The 20,347-nt window shown below is 61.8% G+C and carries 16 protein-coding genes; 7 read left to right on the top strand and 9 right to left on the bottom strand.

The genetic code is table 11. The features are described from left to right. Positions 1-803: 803 nt before the first annotated feature. Entirely contained in the window at positions 804-1,139 is a 336-nt protein-coding gene (locus FQ746_RS08735; RefSeq protein WP_144108538.1) for a hypothetical protein, read from the top strand. 202 nt (positions 1,140-1,341) lie between these two features. Here the strand turns inward: FQ746_RS08735 and FQ746_RS34735 are convergent, their stop codons facing one another. Next, a complete protein-coding gene (locus FQ746_RS34735) occupies positions 1,342-1,506 on the bottom strand; it encodes a hypothetical protein (RefSeq protein ID WP_186310677.1) in 165 nt (54 codons plus the stop codon). Here FQ746_RS34735 and FQ746_RS08740 point away from each other — a divergent pair. Continuing rightward, on the top strand, positions 1,505-2,590 hold the full coding sequence (locus FQ746_RS08740) for a glycosyl hydrolase (RefSeq protein ID WP_144108539.1): 1,086 nt from the start codon (positions 1,505-1,507) through the stop codon (positions 2,588-2,590). The genes FQ746_RS34735 and FQ746_RS08740 overlap by 2 nt on opposite strands. Positions 2,591-3,083: 493 nt before the next feature. Here the strand turns inward: FQ746_RS08740 and FQ746_RS08745 are convergent, their stop codons facing one another. Beyond that, complete coding sequence (locus tag FQ746_RS08745) at positions 3,084-4,634, bottom strand: methyl-accepting chemotaxis protein (protein WP_144108540.1); 1,551 nt, start codon at positions 4,632-4,634, stop codon at positions 3,084-3,086. Positions 4,635-4,808: 174 nt separating this feature from the next. Here FQ746_RS08745 and FQ746_RS08750 point away from each other — a divergent pair, with 174 nt between their 5' ends. Beyond that, positions 4,809-5,909 (top strand): MraY family glycosyltransferase, encoded by a 1,101-nt coding sequence (locus tag FQ746_RS08750; protein WP_144108541.1) that lies wholly within the window; start codon positions 4,809-4,811, stop codon positions 5,907-5,909. Between the two features lie 9 nt (positions 5,910-5,918). On the opposite strand, the gene FQ746_RS08755 is transcribed toward FQ746_RS08750, so the two are convergent. The 4 genes from FQ746_RS08755 to FQ746_RS08770 all read right to left on the bottom strand — a co-directional run bounded on the left by FQ746_RS08755 (position 5,919) and on the right by FQ746_RS08770 (position 10,342). Next, positions 5,919-6,290 (bottom strand): hypothetical protein, encoded by a 372-nt coding sequence (locus FQ746_RS08755; protein ID WP_144108542.1) that lies wholly within the window; start codon positions 6,288-6,290, stop codon positions 5,919-5,921. Positions 6,291-6,447: 157 nt separating this feature from the next. After that, entirely contained in the window at positions 6,448-8,337 is a 1,890-nt protein-coding gene (locus tag FQ746_RS08760) for a polysaccharide biosynthesis protein (RefSeq protein WP_144108543.1), read from the bottom strand. An 11-nt stretch (positions 8,338-8,348) separates the two neighbouring features. Further along, complete coding sequence (locus tag FQ746_RS08765; protein WP_144108544.1) at positions 8,349-9,371, bottom strand: MraY family glycosyltransferase; 1,023 nt, start codon at positions 9,369-9,371, stop codon at positions 8,349-8,351. An 11-nt stretch (positions 9,372-9,382) separates the two neighbouring features. After that, positions 9,383-10,342, bottom strand: coding sequence for a UDP-glucose 4-epimerase family protein (locus FQ746_RS08770; protein WP_144108545.1), 960 nt, complete (start codon positions 10,340-10,342; stop codon positions 9,383-9,385). 468 nt (positions 10,343-10,810) lie between these two features. Between FQ746_RS08770 and FQ746_RS08775 the strand changes: the two genes are divergently transcribed. Genes FQ746_RS08775 through FQ746_RS08790 form a run of 4 tightly spaced genes read left to right on the top strand, consistent with a single transcriptional unit; the run spans position 10,811 to position 17,805 of the window. Beyond that, positions 10,811-11,782 carry a glycosyltransferase family 4 protein gene (locus tag FQ746_RS08775; protein WP_144108546.1) on the top strand — a complete coding sequence of 324 codons (972 nt, stop codon included), beginning with the start codon at positions 10,811-10,813 and terminating at the stop codon, positions 11,780-11,782. Beyond that, the gene (locus tag FQ746_RS08780; RefSeq protein WP_144108547.1) at positions 11,779-13,950 is read left to right on the top strand and encodes a glycosyltransferase family 2 protein; all 2,172 of its coding nucleotides are present in this window, start codon (positions 11,779-11,781) and stop codon (positions 13,948-13,950) included. The genes FQ746_RS08775 and FQ746_RS08780 overlap by 4 nt, the downstream gene beginning before the upstream one ends. Continuing rightward, on the top strand, positions 13,943-16,744 hold the full coding sequence (locus FQ746_RS08785) for a glycosyltransferase family 4 protein (RefSeq protein ID WP_144108548.1): 2,802 nt from the start codon (positions 13,943-13,945) through the stop codon (positions 16,742-16,744). The genes FQ746_RS08780 and FQ746_RS08785 overlap by 8 nt, the downstream gene beginning before the upstream one ends. Beyond that, positions 16,741-17,805, top strand: coding sequence for a glycosyltransferase family 4 protein (locus FQ746_RS08790; protein WP_144108549.1), 1,065 nt, complete (start codon positions 16,741-16,743; stop codon positions 17,803-17,805). Before FQ746_RS08785 ends, FQ746_RS08790 begins: the two co-directional genes overlap by 4 nt. Before the next feature lie 13 nt (positions 17,806-17,818). Here the strand turns inward: FQ746_RS08790 and FQ746_RS08795 are convergent, their stop codons facing one another. The 3 genes from FQ746_RS08795 to FQ746_RS08805 are packed head-to-tail and all read right to left on the bottom strand — an operon-like array spanning position 17,819 to position 20,332. Further along, on the bottom strand, positions 17,819-18,712 hold the full coding sequence (locus tag FQ746_RS08795) for a hypothetical protein (RefSeq protein WP_144108550.1): 894 nt from the start codon (positions 18,710-18,712) through the stop codon (positions 17,819-17,821). After that, on the bottom strand, positions 18,709-19,299 hold the full coding sequence (locus FQ746_RS08800) for a histidine phosphatase family protein (protein ID WP_144108551.1): 591 nt from the start codon (positions 19,297-19,299) through the stop codon (positions 18,709-18,711). Before FQ746_RS08800 ends, FQ746_RS08795 begins: the two co-directional genes overlap by 4 nt. 19 nt (positions 19,300-19,318) lie before the next feature. After that, positions 19,319-20,332, bottom strand: a complete 1,014-nt coding sequence (locus FQ746_RS08805; RefSeq protein WP_260853948.1) for a glycosyltransferase — start codon at positions 20,330-20,332, stop codon at positions 19,319-19,321. Positions 20,333-20,347 lie beyond the last annotated feature (15 nt).

Genomic DNA, 20,347 nt, shown 5'->3' on the forward strand with positions numbered 1-20,347 from the left:
AGCTCATGACAGGTACGTTAATGATCCACACAGCAGGGCTTTCAAAGGGCCTGACTCAATCCGGAAAATCTACGTGTCATGCGTTACGCATTAATTGAAACAGCCGATTTAATCGGGGTAATTTTGGGCGGTCTACGTTTGCATCCGGGCAGGCGGGCCTGTCACGACGAAATTGCCTTCCATGCAAGCTTGGTTGCGACTCAGCATATTCCTTTCAAAATCATTTTAAACGGGTCGGGTAAGATAAAGCTCATATAGTATGATGTAATAAAGTGGTATCTGAAAATAGTCCCCGAACGCCATCCAAAGCCGCCTTAAATATTTTTTTAACGTTTTGCGATGCGTTTTCAGACTTTCTTTTAAAAGCCTAAAAGCCTTGTCGGATAAGGGTTTTGAGTCCTTATCCACCACCAGTCCGACCCTATCCTTACCATACCTTCCATTGTTACGCTTAGTTACGACTCGACTTCGCGAAATTTGTTTCAACTATGTATCATCCGTATTCATCAGTTCAGACAGATTAAACCCCGTTTCAAACAGGTTTAAATATCCGTCTACTTCTCTTTATGCGAAGTTTCTACTGAACTGGTTCTGCGGTTCAATCCGGCTTTAGTCCCGCATTAAATCAGACGATTAGTTTCAGCAACGCGCCCGTCTATTCGTGCGTGCGCCAGCGTCTGGTTTCAAGAGCAATGAATTAGTTAGTACGACTGGACACTGTCGCCCCGAGTTTCGCGGCGGCCTTCTTTTCACGCGAACGCTGTTCTTTTTAACGGTCAGGTTCGATCGACCTCGATAGACACATGTCCTCTTCCAACAGACTCTTTTCACCAATCGACTTCACGTCCAACCGGCTTACCAGACTGGCCAAACTCCTGGCAGTCGTTGCGCTCGGTGCAGGGGCGCTCAGCCTCTCTGCTTGCGGTGGCGACGGCGAGGACGACGGCAGTTCGACCTCGACGGTCTCCAATGTGGCATCGCCTGCCGCGGACGGTAGCGCAGACGCGAGCATCGGCAGCACCGGCTCGGTTGTAACCAGCACCACCACCCTTGCGCAGAACGACACTGGGGCGCCCACCCAGAGCAACGGCCAGCCCTATAACCGCGCAATTCTGCAAAGGGCGGGACAGGGTGATTGACAGATGCGCGCGCCAGACGTGACACGTTATGAAATGCCATCAGCAGAATCGACCAATGCTGCTCGGCATACGTAACGCCAACGTTTTCGGACCAACTCCAAGCAATAGCCATTTATAGTCAGAAAATGAAACTTAAACTCTTCTCCCTCTTCGCAGTTGTAGCACTGCTATCGGCGCAGCCGATGTCAGCCTTCGCGCGTCATCACACGAAAACTTCGAGTACGACTACCGCTACCACGACCACCACTGCGGCCGCTGCCACCACGACCACGACCACGACCGCCGCCGCCACCACCACGACTGGCACCACGGCGGTTTCAACCGTGCAGCCGCCGCCGAACGGCAGCGGCAACGACCGGTTCGCCATGGACGTGAACTGCAATCTCTGGAGTGCCGATCAGACGGCGCTGAGCGAATGCTCGAAGGATCTCGACCTGATTTCCGCGTTGGGCGTGGGTACGGTTCGGCTGGGCTTTTCGTGGGACTTCATGGTCGAGGCCGATGGCAGCACGCTCGATCCGAACAAGGTTGCATTCATGAAGTCGCTTCTGAATGCCGCGCGTACGCGCGGCATGAAGATTCTCTTCCAGGTCGGCATGTATGCGCCGGCGAGCGCCTATAAGTGCTCCGCGACGCAAAGTCCGCCGAGCGCATCGTCGCCGCGACTCGACTTCTGCGATGCCATCTTCACGAAGTATTTTGGTTCGCTGATGGATGTCGTCCTGCCGTTCACTGCCGATATCGAGTTGTTCAACGAGACCAACTGGAGCTTCTCCGCGACGGATCCGTCGTACGGCGATCCGAACGGTGTCTCCGGCTACATCCTGAACCGCAGCAAGACGCTCTATTCGGAAGCCAAGCAGGTTCTGAACACGAAGAGCCAGTCCGGCTACCAGACGGTCCTGCACACTCAGGGCATCTCGTACTTCTATAACTCGGCGTATCCGAACAATGGCTGGCAACCGCCCGCAGGCAGCGAGCTGATCCAGGCCACGGACTACATCAAGGCCATGGGCAACAGCACGAAGAGCGCGACTAGCCCGCTGAACACCACGATCGATGTCGTCGACGTCCACCCGTACTTCAGCAGCAGTGACTACGTGATGTTGATGCAGGCGTTTATCGACACCATGTCGAGCCTGACGCCCAATGGTCCGAAAAAGCTCTGGCTCACGGAAACCAACAATGGCACGAACGGCACCGACGCCGGGCAACTTGCGGCTTTCAACCAGTTGAAAGTGATGATGACCAACGGCTCGGTGCAGAAAGCGTTCTGGTACGTCGTACGTAACGGCGATCCGAGCAATGGTGAGGGTGACGGCTATTCGATCTACGATTACAACCGCAACCTGATTCGTCCTCAACTCGCTGCGGCTATCAAGGCGTACACCGCGACGATTCCCAGTTCGGAACGATTCCTGTCAGGCAGCTACCTGACGCCGATCAAGTAAAACGAACCGTCGTAATCCATCGGATGAACGCGAACACCCAGCCGGGTGTTCGCGTCGTTTTGTGAAGCAATAACTTTGACGCCAGAAGGACGGGAACGATTAGTTCTCATCCTTCGAACCTCTGGCGCGTGCCACACAGAGAGCACACGCAAAGACACCAATCGCCACGCCGATCAACAGACAGGCGGCGTGTGTCAAGAAACTCACCATCTTCCGCTCCCTAAACGACTACATCGAATTTTTCTGGGCGTCGAACAGCACGAAGTCAGGCTGGGGACGTGGCGACCTTTGGGCATCGAGCCACGGCCGCGCACGACCCACCCCGGCTGTCGAATCGCATCGCTTTTCACGACGATAACACCGTCGAAATAAAGCCTGGAGTCGAGCTCCGCCGTCGGCGCATGCTACCAGACCTTTGTCGGGACAGATGTCCGTATCGCGTCCGCACACGAGCCGGGTCCACCGCGCTTTATGTGAGGCTTCACTTCGCCCCTCACGCCGCGACCTGAAACACCGCAACCGCTTCGCGTAACGTCTCGGCCTGTTCCTCGAGCGACCGCGCCGCGGCCGCTGCCTGCTCGACCAGCGCCGCATTATGCTGTGCCACTTCGTCGATCTGCGAGACCGCCTTGTTGACCTGCTCGATGCCATCGCTCTGCTCGAGCGCGGACGCTTCGATTTCGTTCATCACGTCCGTCACACGCTGAACCGCGCCGAGTGCTTCCTGAATGGTCTTTTGTGCGGAGCTCACCAGCGACGCACCCTGCTCCACCTTCGCGCTCGACTCGCCGATCAGCGTCTTGATCTCCTTGGCCGCCGCGCCCGAGCGCTGCGCGAGACCGCGCACTTCTGAGGCCACCACCGCAAAACCGCGCCCCTGTTCGCCGGCGCGCGCGGCTTCTACTGCCGCATTCAGCGCCAGAATATTGGTCTGAAAAGCGATCCCCTCGATCATGCCGATGATCTCGGCCACCTTGCGCGACGCGTCCGTGATGCCGTCCATCGTTTCGGTCACGCGTGACATAACCGCGCCGCCGCGCGTCACCGTATCCAACGCGCCCTGCGCGAGCCGGTTCGCCTGCCGCGCGTTGTCCGCGTTCTGCTTCACCGTGGCCGAGAGTTGCTCCATGCTCGCTGCCGTCTGTTGCACGGCTGCCGCCTGTTGTTCGGTACGCGAAGAGAGATCCGCGTTGCCCGATGCGATCTCGTTCGCTCCGTTCGTGATCGCCGAGGTGCTGCCGCGCACCTTCGCCACCATTTGCGCGAGGCCGTCGCGCATCGTGATCAGCGCGCCCAGTAGCTGTCCCATCTCGTTGCGCGAGCGGTTGCCGATGACGATGGTCAGATCGCCCGCGGCAATCCGCTCGAAGTGCCCGATGGTCGTCTTAACCGGCTGGACCACCGCCGCCGACAAGCCGATCCGCGCCGCCAACCCGAGTACGATCGCGAGCACGCCGACTGCGACGAACAGCAGCGTCGCCATCTGGAAACGTTGCGAGGCGGTCTTCGCCTGCCGGTGCTGAACGTCGACCTGAGCGCGTTCGAGCGTATCGATGGCTTTCGAATAGGTGGCATCGAAGCCGCTCGATGTCTGCCCCTGGATGCTGCGAAACGCGTTGAAGTCGAGACTGTTCAGCGCCTTGAAGGCGGGCTCCATGGCCCCGTCGATCAGCGCCGTGCGCGCTTCGGCGGCCTGGCTGGCCAGCGTGCGCTCGGCGTCGCTCGAGAACGGGCCGGCCATGTACTCGCTGAAATCGCGGCCCGATTCCATCAGCAGCTTGTGGGCAGCGGGCAAGAGCTCTTCCGTCTTCTCGCCGATGGCCACGCTCGACTGGTAAGTACCGAGTGCGAGTTGCACGCGCAGCAACTTCTCCGAGCTTGCCCGCAGACGCGACAGCGCAGCGGCGCTGTGCTGCGTGTCGTCGAGACTCTGGTCGGCCAGCGACAACGCGCCGTAACCGACACCGATCACCGTCAGCAGGAAGGCGACGAATACGCTGATCACCAGCGTCAGGCCGCCGCGAATCGTCATGTTGTTCAGCATCGGGATCCTCGAGGTCTCGTCGGCTCGTTCCGATCATATATGCGCGCTCGCCGCTTGCTCGCTGACAAGTCGCCGCACCTTATCCGTGATGAATAAAGTGGACCGGCCACGTCGCTTTCGGGGCCGCGGGCGTTTCGTTTGTATAATTCGGCGTCATCGCTCAGGCCCACTTTCATGCTCAGTTTTGCGCTCGGCTTTCTCGTTTCACTGCTGATCACGCTGTTGATCGTGCGCTATGCGCATCTGCATGAAAAATTCTCTACCGACAGCGATCTCGCCGGCGTGCAGAAATTCCATGTGAACCCGGTGCCGCGAATCGGCGGGACCGGCATTCTGCTCGGCCTGATCGTCGCCGCCGTGCAACTGCATGGCGCGTATCCCGCCGTGTCGGGCGGCATCCTCGGGCTGATTGCGTGCGGCTTGCCGGCGTTCGGCTCGGGTCTCGTGGAAGACCTGACCAAGCGGGTCTCGCCGCTCGCGCGGCTTATCTGCACGATGGCAGCCGCGGCGCTCGCCTACTTCCTGCTGGATATTGCGGTCACGCGTATCAGCGTGCCGCCGCTCGACTTTCTGCTTTCCTACGCGGTGATTTCGTGCGGGGTGACGGTGCTCGCCGTCGCGGCGCTCGCCAATGCGATCAACATCATCGACGGCTTCAACGGTCTCGCGTCGATGGTCGCGTTCATGATGTTCGCGTCGCTCGCCTACGTGGCGTTCCAGGTTTCCGATCCAGTGGTGCTGTCGGCCTCGTTCATGATGATGGGCGCGGTGCTCGGCTTCTTCATCTGGAATTTCCCGGCGGGGCTGATCTTTCTCGGCGATGGCGGCGCGTACTTCATCGGTTTCATGCTCGCCGAACTGTCGATCATGCTGGTGATGCGCAATCGGGATGTGTCGGCGTGGTATCCGGTGCTGCTTTTCATGTACCCGATCTTCGAGACGTGCTTTTCGATTTACCGGAAGAAGTTTATTCGCGGGATGTCGCCGGGTATTCCCGACGGCGTGCATCTGCATATGCTGGTGTACAAGCGGCTGATGCGCTGGGCCGTCGGCACGCGCACCGCGGCGGAATTGACGCGGCGTAACTCGCTGACCTCACCTTATCTGTGGCTGCTCTGTCTGATTGCAGTCGTGCCGGCGACGCTGTTCTGGCGGCATACGTTGCATCTGTTCTGTTTCGTGGTGGTGTTCGCGGCGACTTACGTGTGGCTGTATATGAGCATCGTGCGGTTCAAGTCGCCGCGATGGATGGTGGTGAGGAAGGGGAAGCGGTAGGGGGCGGCGTCAGCAACGACGACTGTAGACCAGCCGCAACCGCGGTCTGCCAGGCTCGACAAACACGAACGAAAACCAGGTGTCGGGGCCTTTTTGTGCGCACATGTCCTCGATCATCGACCGCGCCGATCGATTGCAGAGCGGCCGCATAGCGTCCCAAGGATCGCCGACTGCGGAAGAGTAGTCTGCAATCCCATCCATATGGAGATAGGTGCCGCCCTGGTCGATGGTGAACGTGTCTACACCGATGATCGCCACGTCATTGGCGTCGCAGTCCGCGGGGATTTTCAGAGAAACTGCGCTCGTGAAGTAGATTTCTCTGCCAGGCTCGCCGATCGCGTCCGAGCGGTACTTCTCCAGAAGCCAACACTCGAACTTCACGAGACCACCTCGTCGATTTCAGATTTCATTTCGCTCCTCTTTAAATGTCTCTCGCCGAATCGGCACGAGCATTTTTAACGAAGCGAGAATCTTTCTTCGATAGGAAAAGTCAGAACGAGCTTTCTGAAAAGTCGGAAACCACTCTACCCCTCGTCCCTCACGAAGCCCGCGTCACCGGCGTCACCACCGGCACACTCCTCAACGACGTCGCCGTGGCCGGCTGATACTCCGGCACCCAGCGACGCAGATCGCGGCGCACTTCATCGTCGGCCGGTACGCGATGCTGCATCAACCAGGGCAGCAGGTTATCGATCAGCCCCTCCGACACCTCACGCGCCCTTGCGATGCGCAACTTCGGATGCGGCGTACGGGTCGTCGTTTCATCGTCCGCGAGCAGTTCCTCGTACAGCTTTTCCCCGGGACGCAGCCCCGTGAACACCACCCGAATCTGCTCTTCGGTGAAGCCGTACAAGCGGATCAGATCGTGAGCAAGATCGGCAATGCGCACCGGCTTGCCCATATCGAGAATGAAGATCTCGCCGCCATGTCCCATGCTCGACGCCTGCAACACCAGTTGCGACGCCTCGGGAATGGTCATGAAAAACCGCGTGATTTCCGGATGCGTCACCGTCACCGGGCCACCGCGCGCAATCTGTTCCTGGAACTTCGGAATCACACTGCCCGCGCTGCCGAGCACGTTGCCGAAACGCACGATTTCGAATTGCGTGCGGCGCGCGCCCTGCTGCTGCAAAGCCGAACACGCCATCTCCGCGAGACGCTTGCTCGCGCCCATCACGTTGGTCGGGTTCACGGCTTTGTCCGTGGAAATCAGCACGAAATGGGCGACGTCATGACGAATCGCCGCTCGCGCGACGCGGTACGTGCCCAGCACGTTGTTGCGCACCGCCTGCCATGTGTTGATCTCTTCCATCAACGGCACATGCTTGTAGGCCGCCGCATGAAACACGATATGCGGACTGTAGCGCGCCAGCACCTGGTCGAGCAGCAGCGAGTCTTTCACATCGCCGATGATCGGTACCACCGACACCTCGGGGTACTTGTCGCGCAACTCTTCGTTGAGGCGATAAATCGAAAACTCGGAGATATCGAAGGCGACCAGTTGCACCGGCCCGAAGCGCAGAATCTGCCGGCATAGTTCGGAGCCGATCGATCCGCCCGCGCCCGTCACCATCACGACGCGATTCTTCAGCAGCGCGCCCACGTGCTCGGTATCGACGCTCACCGGGTCGCGACCCAGCAAGTCTTCCAGATCGATCTGTCGCACTCGCGACAGAAACGCCTGACCCTGGGTCAGCGACGTGAGCGCCGGCAACGTCATCGCACGCACGCCTGCGCGCACGCACAGCGTCGCAATGCGCCGATGCGCTTCCACCGAAGCCGACGGCACCGCGATGATCACATGCTCGACCTTCATCTCGGCCGTGATCTTCTGCAAGTCGCTGATCGCGCCGAGCACGCGATACCCGTAGATTTCGCGACCCTGTTTGACCGGATCGTCGTCGAGCAAACCCGCGAGGCGCCATTCGCCGGAGCGCTTCAATTCACGCACGAGATTCGCGCCGGCATTGCCCGCGCCGAGCACCAGCACAGGCTTGCCCTGACCGACGAGACCGCCGTAACGATAGAACTCTTTAGCCGCGCGATACAGCGCGCGAGAACCGCCCATACCGAGAAACAGCAACATGGGCGACACGATGAGAACGGAACGCGGCACCACGGGCGCCGGCTGCAACAGCGCCGAGCCGATCATGACGACCAGCGCGCCCACGCCGATCGCCTTGGCGATGCGCACGAGATCGGGCAAGCTCGCGAACACCCACATGCCGCGGTACAGACCGTAGCTGCGGAACATCACGGCATAGATGAGGAGCACCCACACCAGCGCGTGCAGGCCGCTCCACCAGAATGGATCGGGCACCGGTCCGTTGAAGCGGATCACATAGGCCAGCATCCAGGCCAGCGCCACGGCGCACAGGTCGAAAGCGAACGCACTGAACGAAAGCCATCGGGCTTTGAATCTTTTCATTGCGCAGAACCTCAGGATTGCCCGGAACGGGACACATGGCGCCGCCAATGGCGATCGATGCAAAGCCCGGCGACGACGAGTACCGCAGCCCATGCGGCGACCATTAGCCATTGGTCGCGCACGGCGAACTCAAGTGCCCAGATAGCAAGCATTATGCCCGCCGCCATAAACAAATACCAAATCCGTGCGGTTGCGCCATGGCCCAAACCCGACTGCACCATTCTCTGATAGTAGTGTTCGCGGTGAGCCTGCCAGAACTTTTCACCGCGCAGCAGGCGCTTGAGCAAGGTGACGGATGCGTCGCCGATGAACGGCGCGAAGCACACGGCGGGGAACCACACCGGCCAGACGGCTTCGCGCCAGCCCCAGTAGCCCAGCGCCCCGGCAAGGAAACCCAACGGGATCGAACCGGCATCGCCGAGAAAAATCCTTGCAGGATGAAAGTTGAATAGCAGGAAACCTGCTGCCGCACCCGCCACAATCCCGGCGGCAAGCGCAAGCGAAGGGTCCGCATGGAGCGCGACGCTCGCGGCGATCGCATAGCCGCCGAAGCCGAACAGCGCCATGCCGCCGGCCAGACCGTCCGAACCGTCCATGAAATTGTACAAATTGACCAGCCAGACCAGTAAGACCGCCATGGCCACGAGCGCCCACCAGGGGACATCGGCGGGATAGACGGCGATCAGCGCGATCACCGCGGCGGCATGGCCGCCAAAACGCACGCGTGCAGGCAGCCCGCGCCGGTCGTCGACCTGCGACAGCGCGGCCAGCAGCGCCGCAAGCAAAGCCGGCAACCACAACGCAGGCGCGCCCAGCACGATCAGGATCACGAGGACCGGCACGATGCCCCATCCGCCGACGCGTGGCGTCGGCCGCGTATGCAAGGAGCGGTCGTTGGGGATGTCGGTGGCAAGACGCCAGGCGAGACCGGTTCGCAGCAGCACCCAGAGAATCGCGGCGCATGAACAGAGCGCGGCGGCGCCCCACAACCAGGGTTGCGCCGCGGGCTGCAGCAGGAACGAGGCAATCGGCATCTATATCGGATTCAGTGCTTGGAACGGTACCAGGCTGCCGTTTCCAGCAAGCCGTGTTCGACGGTGTGCGGCGGATACCAGCCAAGGCGTTCGCGCAGATGGGAACTGTCGAGGCGCAACTCGCCGATCAGCCGGTCGATCTGCGCGGAGCGTCCGGTCAGCCGGCCCGCGAGCCTGAGCACGCCGACCGGCACCGGCACGAGCCGCGCCGGCACATGCAATTGCATGGCGAGCAGACGCGCCAGTTCGGCGACGCTGAGATCGCGGCCATCGGTCACATGGAACGTTTCGCCTATCGCACGCGGATCGGTCGTGCAATGCACCAGTGCGTCGGCGAGGTTATCGACGAACACGAGGCTGCGTCGCGCCGCAATCGCACCGAGCGGCAGCGGGATGCCGCGAGCGATGGCGTTCATCAGTTGCAGGAAGTTGGCCCGCACGCCCGGGCCGTAGACCAGCGGCGGCCGCACAATCACGATCTCGAGACCCGACTCGCGACCGTACGCGAGCAACGCCCGCTCGGCTTCGAGCTTTGAAATGCCATAGGGATCGCTGGGAGCGGCCGGGTCGGTCTCCGTCAGCGCCCGGCCGTCGCTGCCCTCGCCGACCGCCTTGACGCTGCTCACGAACACGAAGCGATGCGCGCCCGCGCGGCGAGCGGCCCGGGCGACGCGTAACGCGCCCTCGACATTGGTCGCGCGATAAGCTGCGAGTGGATCGGCCAGGGTGTCCTGCATCACATGCACGCGCGCGGCCAGATGAACCACGGCGTCGCATTGCATGGCGAGCGGCCAGCGCGCGTCCATGCCTTCGAAATCGTTCGCGTCGAACAGCCATTCGCGCACGCCTTCCACGGTGGTCTGCGCGCGCCGCACCAGACCGACGACGCTGTCGCCGCGCTGCAGCAACGCACGGCAAACCGCGCGGCCGACGAAACCATTGGCACCCGTCACCAGCACGCGTTGGGTCATGGAAGCGCTCCGGCGGGCTGGATAGGCGGTTGAGACACGATACAATCTGGCATCGGCGGCGGCGTGGGTGGCAGTGGGCTTAGTGAGCTTATTAGCGTGACTCGTCGGGCGAGCCTCTTTCCGGGACGTATTGTATGCGGGCAACTACGCGGGAAAGCAAAGTTCCTTGAGGGCTTTCCTGCGACATTAGGCGCTAGAATGCTTTGCGCATCGATCGACGCGCGGCATCGCGGCTCATTGCAAAGGAGCCTTGCCCGCAGCGAGTAGCCCCGAGTCCCGGGCCGTGATAATAAAACGGACAGCCGCGCCAAACGCGCCGTCTCAACACTTCGTAACATCTCAAACATATTCGCGCATGTGGAAATCGTGGTTCCGATCCGACGTGCTCGACGACAGCACACTCCAGCCCACCTCTAGCCGGTGCGAACGTCCCACGGCCCAGCCCGTCCAGCCACTCGAGTTCCAGCCATGAAAGTGCTGTTTGCCACTTACCCGATGGCGTTCCACACCCCCGGCGGCGGAGAAATCCAGCTGCTCGCCTATCGCAAGCACCTGCCTGCGCACGGCGTCGACGTCACGCTGTTCGATCCGTGGAACCCGCGCTTTCTCGACCACGACGTCGTGCATTTCTTCTCCTGCGTCGGCGGCTCGGTCCACTTCTGTAACTTTGTTAAACAGTTGGGCCTGCCGTTAGTGGTTTCGTCTAGTCTCTGGGTCACGGAAGAAACGCGGCACCTGTATCCCATCGGCGAGATTCATCATCAGTTCTCGCTGGCGGACCGCGTGGTGGCCAATTCGGAGATCGAGTGCGAGACGCTCGCGCGCATTTTCGAGTTGCCGCGCGAGAAATTCGTGAGCGTGCTCAACGGCGTCGAACCGGACTTTTACGAACCGGTCGCCGCCTCGCTGTTTCGCGACGAGTTCCGCATTCAGGAGCGCTTCGTCCTGAACGTCGGCAACATCGAACCGCGCAAGAACCAGCTCGCGCTGATCGAAGCGATGAAGTCGTTCCCCGAGCTCAAGCTCGTGCTGATCGGCCATCAACGCGACCCCGCGTATGCCCAGGCATGCTTCGCGCAAGGCGGCGACCAGCTCGTCTACGCCGGCACGCTCGCGCACGATTCGCCGCTGCTGCGTTCGGCCTATGCGGCTTGCGAAGCGTTCGTGCTGCCCAGCACGCTCGAAACGCCCGGACTCGCCGCGCTCGAAGCTCACGCCGCCGGCGCGCGGCTCGCGGTGACCCAGGTCGGTTCGACCGAAGAATACTTCGCGCAGCACGTCGCCTATCTGGACCCGGCGAATGTCGCGAGCATTGCCGCCGCGATCGGCGCTGCGCTCACGCAACCCCATACCGGTAGACCGGACACGGCTCGCGACCTGACGTGGCAAGCCGTCCTGACACCTTTGAAAGACCTCTACGATTCTCTGTCGACACAATGAACTTCGATCTTCGTCCTCTGAATAACGTCGAGCCTTCCGCGAATCCCGACTTCGCATGGCAGGCCACCAGCAACGACCCGCAATTCGAACTGGTGGGCTGGGAAGCGTTGTCGGGCCAGGCCGCGCGAATTTCATTCGACCTCAAAACCAGCACCGCGTCGGCCTCGCCGTGCATGATCTACGCGGACGCGGGCTCCGGCATGTCCGAGCACAGCGCCATCGGTCTGAACGTCGACGCCAACGGGCACGTCGATCAGGAAGTCGTGTTTCCGACGCTGGCCGGTCCGCTTCGCTTCGACCCGATCGCGTTGCGCGCCGCATTCACGGTGACCGGCCTGAGCATCGAGCTACTCGATTCCGACAAGTGCTCGCCCGAACTGCTGGCCCGCGCGCGGCGAATCGCCGCGTGGCGCGGCGGCCCGTTACCGGTCGCGGCGCCGGTGGTCGGCGAGTCGTATCAGCAGTGGATCGAGTCGAACGAGCCCGCGCCCGCGACCTATCCGGCCTTGCGCGAGCGTTCGAAAACGTTCGCGCTGCAGCCGTTGGTGAGCATCGTCATGCCGACGTACAACACGCCGGCAAAGTGGCTGAGCAAGGCGCTCGATTCCGTGATCGATCAGGTCTACGAGAACTGGGAAATCTGCGTGGCGGACGACTGCTCGACCAAGCCCGAAGTGCGTACCGTGCTGGACGCCTACGTGGCGCAATACCCGGGGCGCGTGAAGGTCGCCTACCGTACGCAGAACGGCCACATCAGCGCGTCGAGCAACTCGGCGCTCGAACTGGCAACCGGCGAATTCGTCGGGCTGCTCGATCACGACGACGAACTGCATCCGCTCGCGCTCTACTGCACCGTCGAGACGCTCAACGCGCATCCCGACGCGGCGCTCATCTACAGCGACGAAGACAAGATTTCCGAAGCCGGCGAGCGCTCGGACCCGTACTTCAAGTGCGATTTCAACTACGACCTGTTTCTCAGTCAGAACATGATTTCGCATTTCGGCGTGTACAAGACGTCGGTGATGCGCGAAGTCGGCGGCTTCAGGGTCGGCTTCGAAGGCTCGCAGGACTACGACCTCGCGTTGCGCGTGCTCGATCACGCCGGCCCGCAGGCAATCCAGCACGTGCCGCGCGCGCTGTACCAGTGGCGCATGATCCCGGAAAGCACGGCGGCCGGACACGACGCCAAGCCTTACGCGCATATCGCGGCGATGCGCGCGCTCGACGAACATCTGGCGCGCAACAAGATCGCCGCTCACGCCGAACACGCGCCCGGCACGGACGCGTTCAACAAGGTCGTGTATGACTTGCCGGCCGACCTGCCGTCGGTGGAAATCATCATTCCGACGCGTGACTCCGCAGGCCTCGTCGAACAGTGCGTCGAATCGGTCCGGGAGAAGTCGAGCTACCCGAACTGGCGAATCACGATCATCGACAACGGCTCGGTCAAGCCCGAAACCCACGAGCTGTTCGCGCGCCTGCAAACGGACGAGCGCATTCGCGTCGTGCGCGACGATTCGCCGTTCAACTACTCCGCGCTGAACAATCGCGTCGCGCTCGCGAGCACGGCCGATTTCGTCTGCCTGATGAACAACGACATCGAAGTCATCAACGCGGACTGGCTCGAAGAAATGGTCGCGCTCGCCTCGCAGCCGAACGTCGGCGCGGTCGGCGCCAAGCTGCTCTATCCCGACGACACCATCCAGCACGGCGGCGTGATTCTGGGCGTGGGCGGCATCGCGAGTCATGCGCACAAGCACTTCCCGAACAGCCATCCGGGCTACTTCGCGCGCGCCCGGCTGCGCAATGCGATGAGCGCGGTGACGGCTGCGTGCCTGCTGATCCGCCAGTCCATTTACCAGCAGGTCGGCGGTCTGGACGAGCAGTTGCACGTCGCCTACAACGACATCGACTTCTGCCTGCGCGTGGGCAAGGCCGGCTATCGCAATGTGTGGACGCCGTACGCCGAGCTTTATCACCACGAGTCGGCCTCGCGCGGCGCGGAAGACACGCCGGAAAAGATCAGCCGCTTCAACCAGGAATCGGAACTGGTCCGCCAGCGCTGGGGCGACCTGCTGCTGAACGACCCTTACTACTCGCCGAATCTCACGCTGAACGCCGACGATTTCTCTTTCGCGTGGCCTTCGAGGGTGGCAGACCTTGGCTAACCCGGGACCTAACAGCAGCAGGACCGGATGGCTTGCCGAATATCGTCATCCCTCGCCGGCCGAGCTTTTCTGTCTGCCGAGCGCGATCTACTTTCTGATGAAGTTCAGAAACGATCTGGCGCGCTTCAATCCCAAAGGCCTGAACGACCGGATCACGCTGTACTTCTGGTGGGAAATGACGGCGCGCGAGACGTACCCCGACTTCGACTGGGTACTGCGCCACGAAGACCGCGAGTATCTGCGGCAACTCGATAACCACACGCTGATCCAGCGTCATCCGGACGCCCTCGCGTACTGGCTGGGCGCCACCTCGCCGAGCGTGCTGGACGCCAAGCATCTCGCCGCGACGCTGCTCGAACCGCAGACCGTGCTCGTGGAAGCCGGCCTCACACTGCCGCGGCTGATCACGATGATCGTCGGCAGTCGGGGCGACCTGTCCCGCGCATTCGATCTGGGCACGTTGAGCGGCTATCTGAATTGCCTCGACTGGTGGGACGCTCACGGCCAGAACGGCAGTCCGCGCGTGAGCTGGCAGCCGCCCGCTTCGTGGCCCGAACTCCTGCAGCCTATCGACGACCCCGAGTCGGAGGCGATGCCGTTTCCGCGTTTTCTCGCGCTCATCACGGCCGAGCGTTCGGACCTGCGCAGCGCCTTCGACCTGACGAAGTTCACCGGCCGCCTCGCCGCGTTGAGCTGGTGGGAAGAGCACGGTTACCGCGAATACCCGCGCATCAAATGGACGCCGGCACCCATCGGCGGCGTGATGCTCGAACCGGAACTCGCGGTCGTCGACGGCGGTCCGGAAGTGCCGCGCTTCATCTCGCAGATCATTCGGGAACGGCCGGACCTGCAGGCCTCGTTCGATCTGCAGGCGTTCACCGGACGGCTCAGTTGCCTGTCGTGGTGGCTCGAACACGGCCAGATGCAATACCGCGCAATCAAGTGGGTGCCACCCGGCGCGCCGGTCCGCTGGTTCGAGATGGAATGGGGCGATCACGCCGACTGGCTGCCGCTGCCGCGCTTCCTGCGTCTGATCCTCGAAGAACGGCCCGATCTGCAGGCGCTCTGCGCGCCGGCGCTCTTTACCGGACGGCTGAAATGTCTGTCGTGGTGGGTCGAACACGGGCAATTGCAGTACCCGGCGATTCACTGGGTGACCCCGGCGCTGCCCGACGAGCTGTTCACGATGGAAGCCGGCACCGAATGCGCGTTGCCGCTGCTGCCGCGCTTTCTCGTTCTGATCTGGAACGAGCGGCGCGATCTTCAAGGGGCGTTCGACCTGAACAGTTTTGGCGAACGCCTGGGGTTCCTTGCCTGGTGGGAGCGCAACGGGCAGAACGAATATCACGCGATCAAATGGTCGGCCACCCGCCTGCCCGCAGCGCTCGCGCGCATGGACGACGAGCAGACGCCCGGCACGTCCGTGCTGCCGCGCTTTCTGGAAATGATCGTCAGCGAGCGTGCCGATCTGCGTGCCGCCTACGACGCGAGTACCGAGTCGGGCCGCGCGCAACTCGTGCACTGGTGGAACGAGTGGGCCGAAGTCGAATATCCGTTGCTGGGCACGCTGAAAATCCGCTGGGCCGACAGCAGCAGTGAGGGCGAAGGCGGGAGCGAGGGCGAGAGTGATCGCGCGGCCGAAGCGCCCCGCTATCACGCGTACGTCCAGCCGGCCGGCTACGAATTCGGCGTGAACATAGTCGGCTTCCCGCAAGGCGTGCTCGGCCTCGGCGAAGACGCGCGAATGGCGGCGCGGGTATTCCAACTGAACGACACGCCGGTCGCGCTGATCAACGCGCCGATGTCGGGGCCCGCCAAGCTCGACCATTCGGTCGATCATCTGATCAGCGAGTCGCTCAAGTACAGCGTCAGCCTGATTTGCCTGCCCGCGCCGGAGATGGTGCGCCTCGCGCTGGAAGGCGGCCGCCGCCTGATCGACGCGCCCACGCACAAGATCGGCGCGTGGCCGTGGGAGCTGCCTCACTGGCCGGGCGCGTTCGGCAAAGTGCACCAGATGGTCGATGAAATCTGGGCGCAGAGCCGCTTCGTGCAGAGCGTGTACACCCGTCTCGGCGATACACCCGTCTATCACATGCCGATGGCGGTCGAAGTGCCGCAGCCGGCCGATCCGCGGCGCGAACGGTTCGGGCTGCCCGCCGACCTGTTTCTGTTCTATCTGATGTTCGACGGCAATTCGTGGCTGAGCCGCAAGAATCCGCTCGCCGGCGTGCGCGCGTTCAAGGAGGCGTTCGGCGAGCGCTCTCCGGGCGTCGGGCTCGTCATCAAGGCGATGAACGTGCGCGACGACGATCCGGTCTGGCGCGCCGTCCTCGAACTGACCTCGGGCGACGAGCGTATCCATATCGTTTCCGAACGGCTCAGCCGGCAGGATTCGACCGACTTCATGGCCTGTTGCGACGCCTATGTCTCGCTGCATCGCAGTGAAGGCTTTGGCCGCGTGATTGCTGAAGCCATGGCGCTCGGACAACCGGTGGTGGTCACCAATTTTTCCGGCAACGTCGACTTCTGCGAGCCCGACACCGCGTTTCTGGTGGATGGCGAACTGATCCCGCTACGCGCCGGCGATTACCTGTTTTCCGAAGGCCAGTACTGGTGCGATCCGGACGTGTCGGTTGCGGCTAACCAGCTCAAGCGCATGATCGACGACGCGCCGCTGCGCGAGCGCATCGCGCAGGCGGGCCAGGCGCGCGTGCAGCGCGACTACTCGGTGGAAGCGGTCGCACGCGCCTACGCGCGACGCTTGAGCGAAATCGCGGAGGCGAAGTCTTCATGACGCTGCGAGTGTGTGCGCCGGATATTTTCGCCGGCGATGCAGTGGGCAATCACTGCCTGGGTCTCGCCCGCGTGGCCCGACGTCTCGGGCTTGCCGTCGAACTCTACGCGACCGGTTTCGATGCGGGGACGCCGGACGTGCATCCGCTGGAGAGCCTGTTCGACAGCGTGGCGCCCGACGATATCGTGCTGCTGAGCTATTCGATCTTCGATCCCAATCTCGAACGGCTGCTTGCGCTCGCGTGCAGGAAGATCTGCTATTTCCACGGCGTGACCGATCCCGATCTGCTGCGCACGTTCGAACCGCGGACCGCCCAGTTGTGTGAACAGGCGTTGGCGCAATTGCCGTTGCTCGCCGGCTTCGATGCCGTCGTCGCCAATTCGCATGACACCGCTCACAGTCTCGCCGGTCTCGCTCAAGCGGACGCAGTCGAAGTCGTGCCGCCGGTCTTTGCCGATATGCCGGCGTTCCGCCGCGACAAACCGCGCGAGGATTCTGCGTCGCCCGGGCACCCGCAGCCCAACCTGCTCATGGTGGGCCGCGTCGTGCCGCACAAGCGGATCGAGGACGGCATCGAACTGCTCGCGCGCCTGAAGCAAAGAGAGTTTGCGGCTACGTTGACCATTGTCGGCAGCGCACCGAATTACGACTACCTGAAGTATTTGATCAACCATGCGCGCCGCCTCGGCGTGCTGGAACAGGTGGATTTCAAAGGCATGCTCGACGACGCGGATCTGTTCGAATGCTACGACACCACCAGCGCGCTACTCGCGCTCAGCCAGCACGAAGGATTCTGCGTGCCGGTGCTCGAAGCGATGCACGCGGGTAAGCCGGTGTTCGTTCGCGGCGGTACCGCGGCGGAGGAAATCTGTCCGCCGGACTGCGTGTTCGGTGCCGGCGTGGATCTCGACGACTGGGCGGCTGCGGTGGTGGCGCGTCTCACGTCATCGGTGCAAGCCCCAACGGGCAGCGATGCCTTTATCGAACAGGCCAACGCCGTATTGCAACGCGCAAGCGACAGCATCTGGCGTGACATCTTCATTCGTCCGCTAACTGGTTGACGCGTTGCCGTCGTTACTGCTTGTCGAACCTGTCGAAGTCGATCGGCTTGCCCGTATGCGGATGCGGATTGATCGAGAAATGCGCGCGGACATACTTCAGCGAGAGTGCGCATAGCAGTTCCATCAATTCCTTCTGCTCGTGAGGAAAAGACGGGAGCCGGTCCGCGGCGTCGACCGGTTTTTGCATATACCGCACCATGTCTTTTTCGAAATCGCTGACGCAGTAGTCGAGCACGGCGTCACCCTCGATGGGATAAGCGGCGACCTTCACAGCGGAATTGAGCGTCAGGAACGTGCTGAATAACCGCTCGGCCACGAACGGCAAAAACGGCGCATCGTCCGAATGAACCGTGGGTTCGAGTACCGCGCGCGCCGCCGCGGTATTGCTTTGCGTTTCCAGAAAATTCGCGATTGGCACCAGCACCTGGCCGACGTAGTTTTCCCAGAACGATTGCGAGCCGATCCAGAAATTGCAGTAGCACAGCGTGCCCGGCGATTGCCGCGGCGCTTCTTTCAGATTCCAGCCGATTCCACACGCATCGAGTAAAAGCTGGCTGCGTGCGGTGAGTTCCGGATGAGCATGCTCGCCCTGCATCCACGCATTGAACGAGATGTACGCGAGTTGCGGAAACGGGTTGATCAGGCAGACGTCGGCGTCGGGATTGGCCTCGGCGAACGCCAGAAACTGTTCGCCGTCGATGCGCGCCTTCAGCGAAAACTTCGGCGAGAACAGGCCGGTGAACTCCTGCTGCAGATGCAGACCCTGCCGGTACATGTGGACCAGAATATAAAATTCCCGCCACGCGGCGTGCGCATTGTCCCGCAGCACGAGCGGGTGAAAGGCTTTCTCGGACAGCACTTGTCCCGGCGCGTAAATGGGCTCGAAGATCTTGATGGACGCGCTCATGACAACCCTGCAATCTGAAGGTAAAACTGTTTCGTGTGCGGGTTCTGCCGGAATATCGTCATGGACGCGTTCGGCACCAGCACGTTCGGGAATTTCGACAGTGGAATGTTCAGCAGATACTGCGAGATAACCGAAATCGGCCCTGCATGACAGACCGCGGCCATCAAACCAGGCTCGTCCGCCCGGCTTAGAAAAACCTCTTCGAACCAGTTGACCGAGCGCGCGGCCAACTCGAGATGCGACTCGCCGCCTTCGTAACGGTCCGACAGATGCTTGCCCCAATCGGGAAACGCCTGACGAAAGTCGTCGGCTTTCCACGTGGCGAACCGCCCCGCATTGGTCTCGCCGAGCCGGCTGTCGACGGTCCACTCGCAGCGGTCCTTGAACAGCACTTCGGTGGTCTGCAACGCGCGCAACCAGGGGCTGGAATACACCACGTCGGGCACGAGGCCGCGACTGTCCATCGAGACCCGCAGATTCGCGGCCTGCTGCAAGCCGTGTTCGGTCAGGCCGTCCTGCTCGGTCGAATTCAGAAGACCGGCGACGTTGCCAAATGACTGGCCGTGACGAATTAATAGAAGATCCATAGAGCGCCTGACTGCTTGATTACGAAAGCCCGGGCGCAGACGCCGGGCCGGGCAACGCTTTCAGGAACATGCCGGAAATACGGCGGACGCTGAAGCGGTCCAGCACGTCCTCGTACGCGTTCGTGCGGATGGTTTGCCGCAGCGCGGAATCGTCGAGCATTTCCTGCAGCGCCTGCTGCCAGCCGGGCGCGGTGTTCGGCGCAATATAACCGGTCAGCCGATGCTTCACGTTCTCGCGATACGTGGGGCAGTCGGAATAAATGCTGGGGATGCCGAGGCTGCCGTAGTCCGCATACTTGATCGGCGACTTGCACGAATTGAAGAACAGCGTATCCGGATCTTCCTCCGCGCCGAGCGGCACGATCGCGAAGGTATAGCCTTCGTCGCGAATCGCCTGCTTGTATTCCAGATTGCCGCGACTGCCGCGATGCGTGACGCGTGGAATCGAATTCAGCTCGGGAAACGGATCGCCCCAGAAGTCGATGCTGACGTTCGCGTTGCGGGTCAGGAAGTCGCGCAAGGTGGCGAAGAACTCTTTTCGGAAACTCACCAGCTTGATGCCGTCGAGATTCGAAAAGATGATTTTGGGCGGCTGCTGTTCCTTCCACAACTCGGGCGACAGATCGAACGCCTGATGATCGAAACCGTTCGGAATGATCAGCACGTCCGAGCGCCGGACCTTGCGCATGCGCTCCTGCAGCAACAGATTCGACGCGGTCGCCGCACTCGCCTCGCGGATCATGGCGAGCACGTTGTACAGCACGTCCTCGTTCATTTCGAGCACGCTCCACGAAGGCAGGTCGAGCAGCCAGTCGTCGAGATCGTAGATGGTATGCAGACCGAGTTCGTTGGCCATGCGCATGATTTGCAGCGACAGGTTAGACACGTGTTTGTTGAACAGCACGACGTCGAAGCGATGCAGGTGCCGGATGCCGACTTCCTCTTCGGAAATCTGCTCCCACTCGATGAGCCGGTGCCGCTGCATATACGTCAGCAATGGCGCGAATCTCGCGCCGATGGTGCGAGACTTCATTCGTCCATCGGTCAT

It is taken from the genome of Paraburkholderia sp. BCC1886, assembly GCF_900996245.1.
GTDB lineage: Bacteria > Pseudomonadota > Gammaproteobacteria > Burkholderiales > Burkholderiaceae > Paraburkholderia.

Excerpts from the sequence above, each read along its gene's own strand:
- FQ746_RS08745 (WP_144108540.1), bottom strand. The coding sequence starts at position 4,634 with ATGCTGAACAACATGACGATTCGCGGCGGCCTGACGCTGGTGATCAGC.
- FQ746_RS08805 (WP_260853948.1), bottom strand. The coding sequence starts at position 20,332 with ATGAAGTCTCGCACCATCGGCGCGAGATTCGCGCCATTGCTGACGTAT.
- FQ746_RS08735 (WP_144108538.1), top strand. The coding sequence starts at position 804 with ATGTCCTCTTCCAACAGACTCTTTTCACCAATCGACTTCACGTCCAAC.
- FQ746_RS08740 (WP_144108539.1), top strand. The coding sequence starts at position 1,505 with ATGGACGTGAACTGCAATCTCTGGAGTGCCGATCAGACGGCGCTGAGC.
- FQ746_RS08795 (WP_144108550.1), bottom strand. The coding sequence starts at position 18,712 with ATGAGCGCGTCCATCAAGATCTTCGAGCCCATTTACGCGCCGGGACAA.
- FQ746_RS08790 (WP_144108549.1), top strand. The coding sequence starts at position 16,741 with ATGACGCTGCGAGTGTGTGCGCCGGATATTTTCGCCGGCGATGCAGTG.
- FQ746_RS08775 (WP_144108546.1), top strand. The coding sequence starts at position 10,811 with ATGAAAGTGCTGTTTGCCACTTACCCGATGGCGTTCCACACCCCCGGC.
- FQ746_RS08780 (WP_144108547.1), top strand. The coding sequence starts at position 11,779 with ATGAACTTCGATCTTCGTCCTCTGAATAACGTCGAGCCTTCCGCGAAT.
- FQ746_RS08770 (WP_144108545.1), bottom strand. The coding sequence starts at position 10,342 with ATGACCCAACGCGTGCTGGTGACGGGTGCCAATGGTTTCGTCGGCCGC.
- FQ746_RS34735 (WP_186310677.1), bottom strand. The coding sequence starts at position 1,506 with ATGGCGAACCGGTCGTTGCCGCTGCCGTTCGGCGGCGGCTGCACGGTT.
- FQ746_RS08800 (WP_144108551.1), bottom strand. The coding sequence starts at position 19,299 with ATGGATCTTCTATTAATTCGTCACGGCCAGTCATTTGGCAACGTCGCC.
- FQ746_RS08750 (WP_144108541.1), top strand. The coding sequence starts at position 4,809 with ATGCTCAGTTTTGCGCTCGGCTTTCTCGTTTCACTGCTGATCACGCTG.
- FQ746_RS08765 (WP_144108544.1), bottom strand. The coding sequence starts at position 9,371 with ATGCCGATTGCCTCGTTCCTGCTGCAGCCCGCGGCGCAACCCTGGTTG.
- FQ746_RS08760 (WP_144108543.1), bottom strand. The coding sequence starts at position 8,337 with ATGAAAAGATTCAAAGCCCGATGGCTTTCGTTCAGTGCGTTCGCTTTC.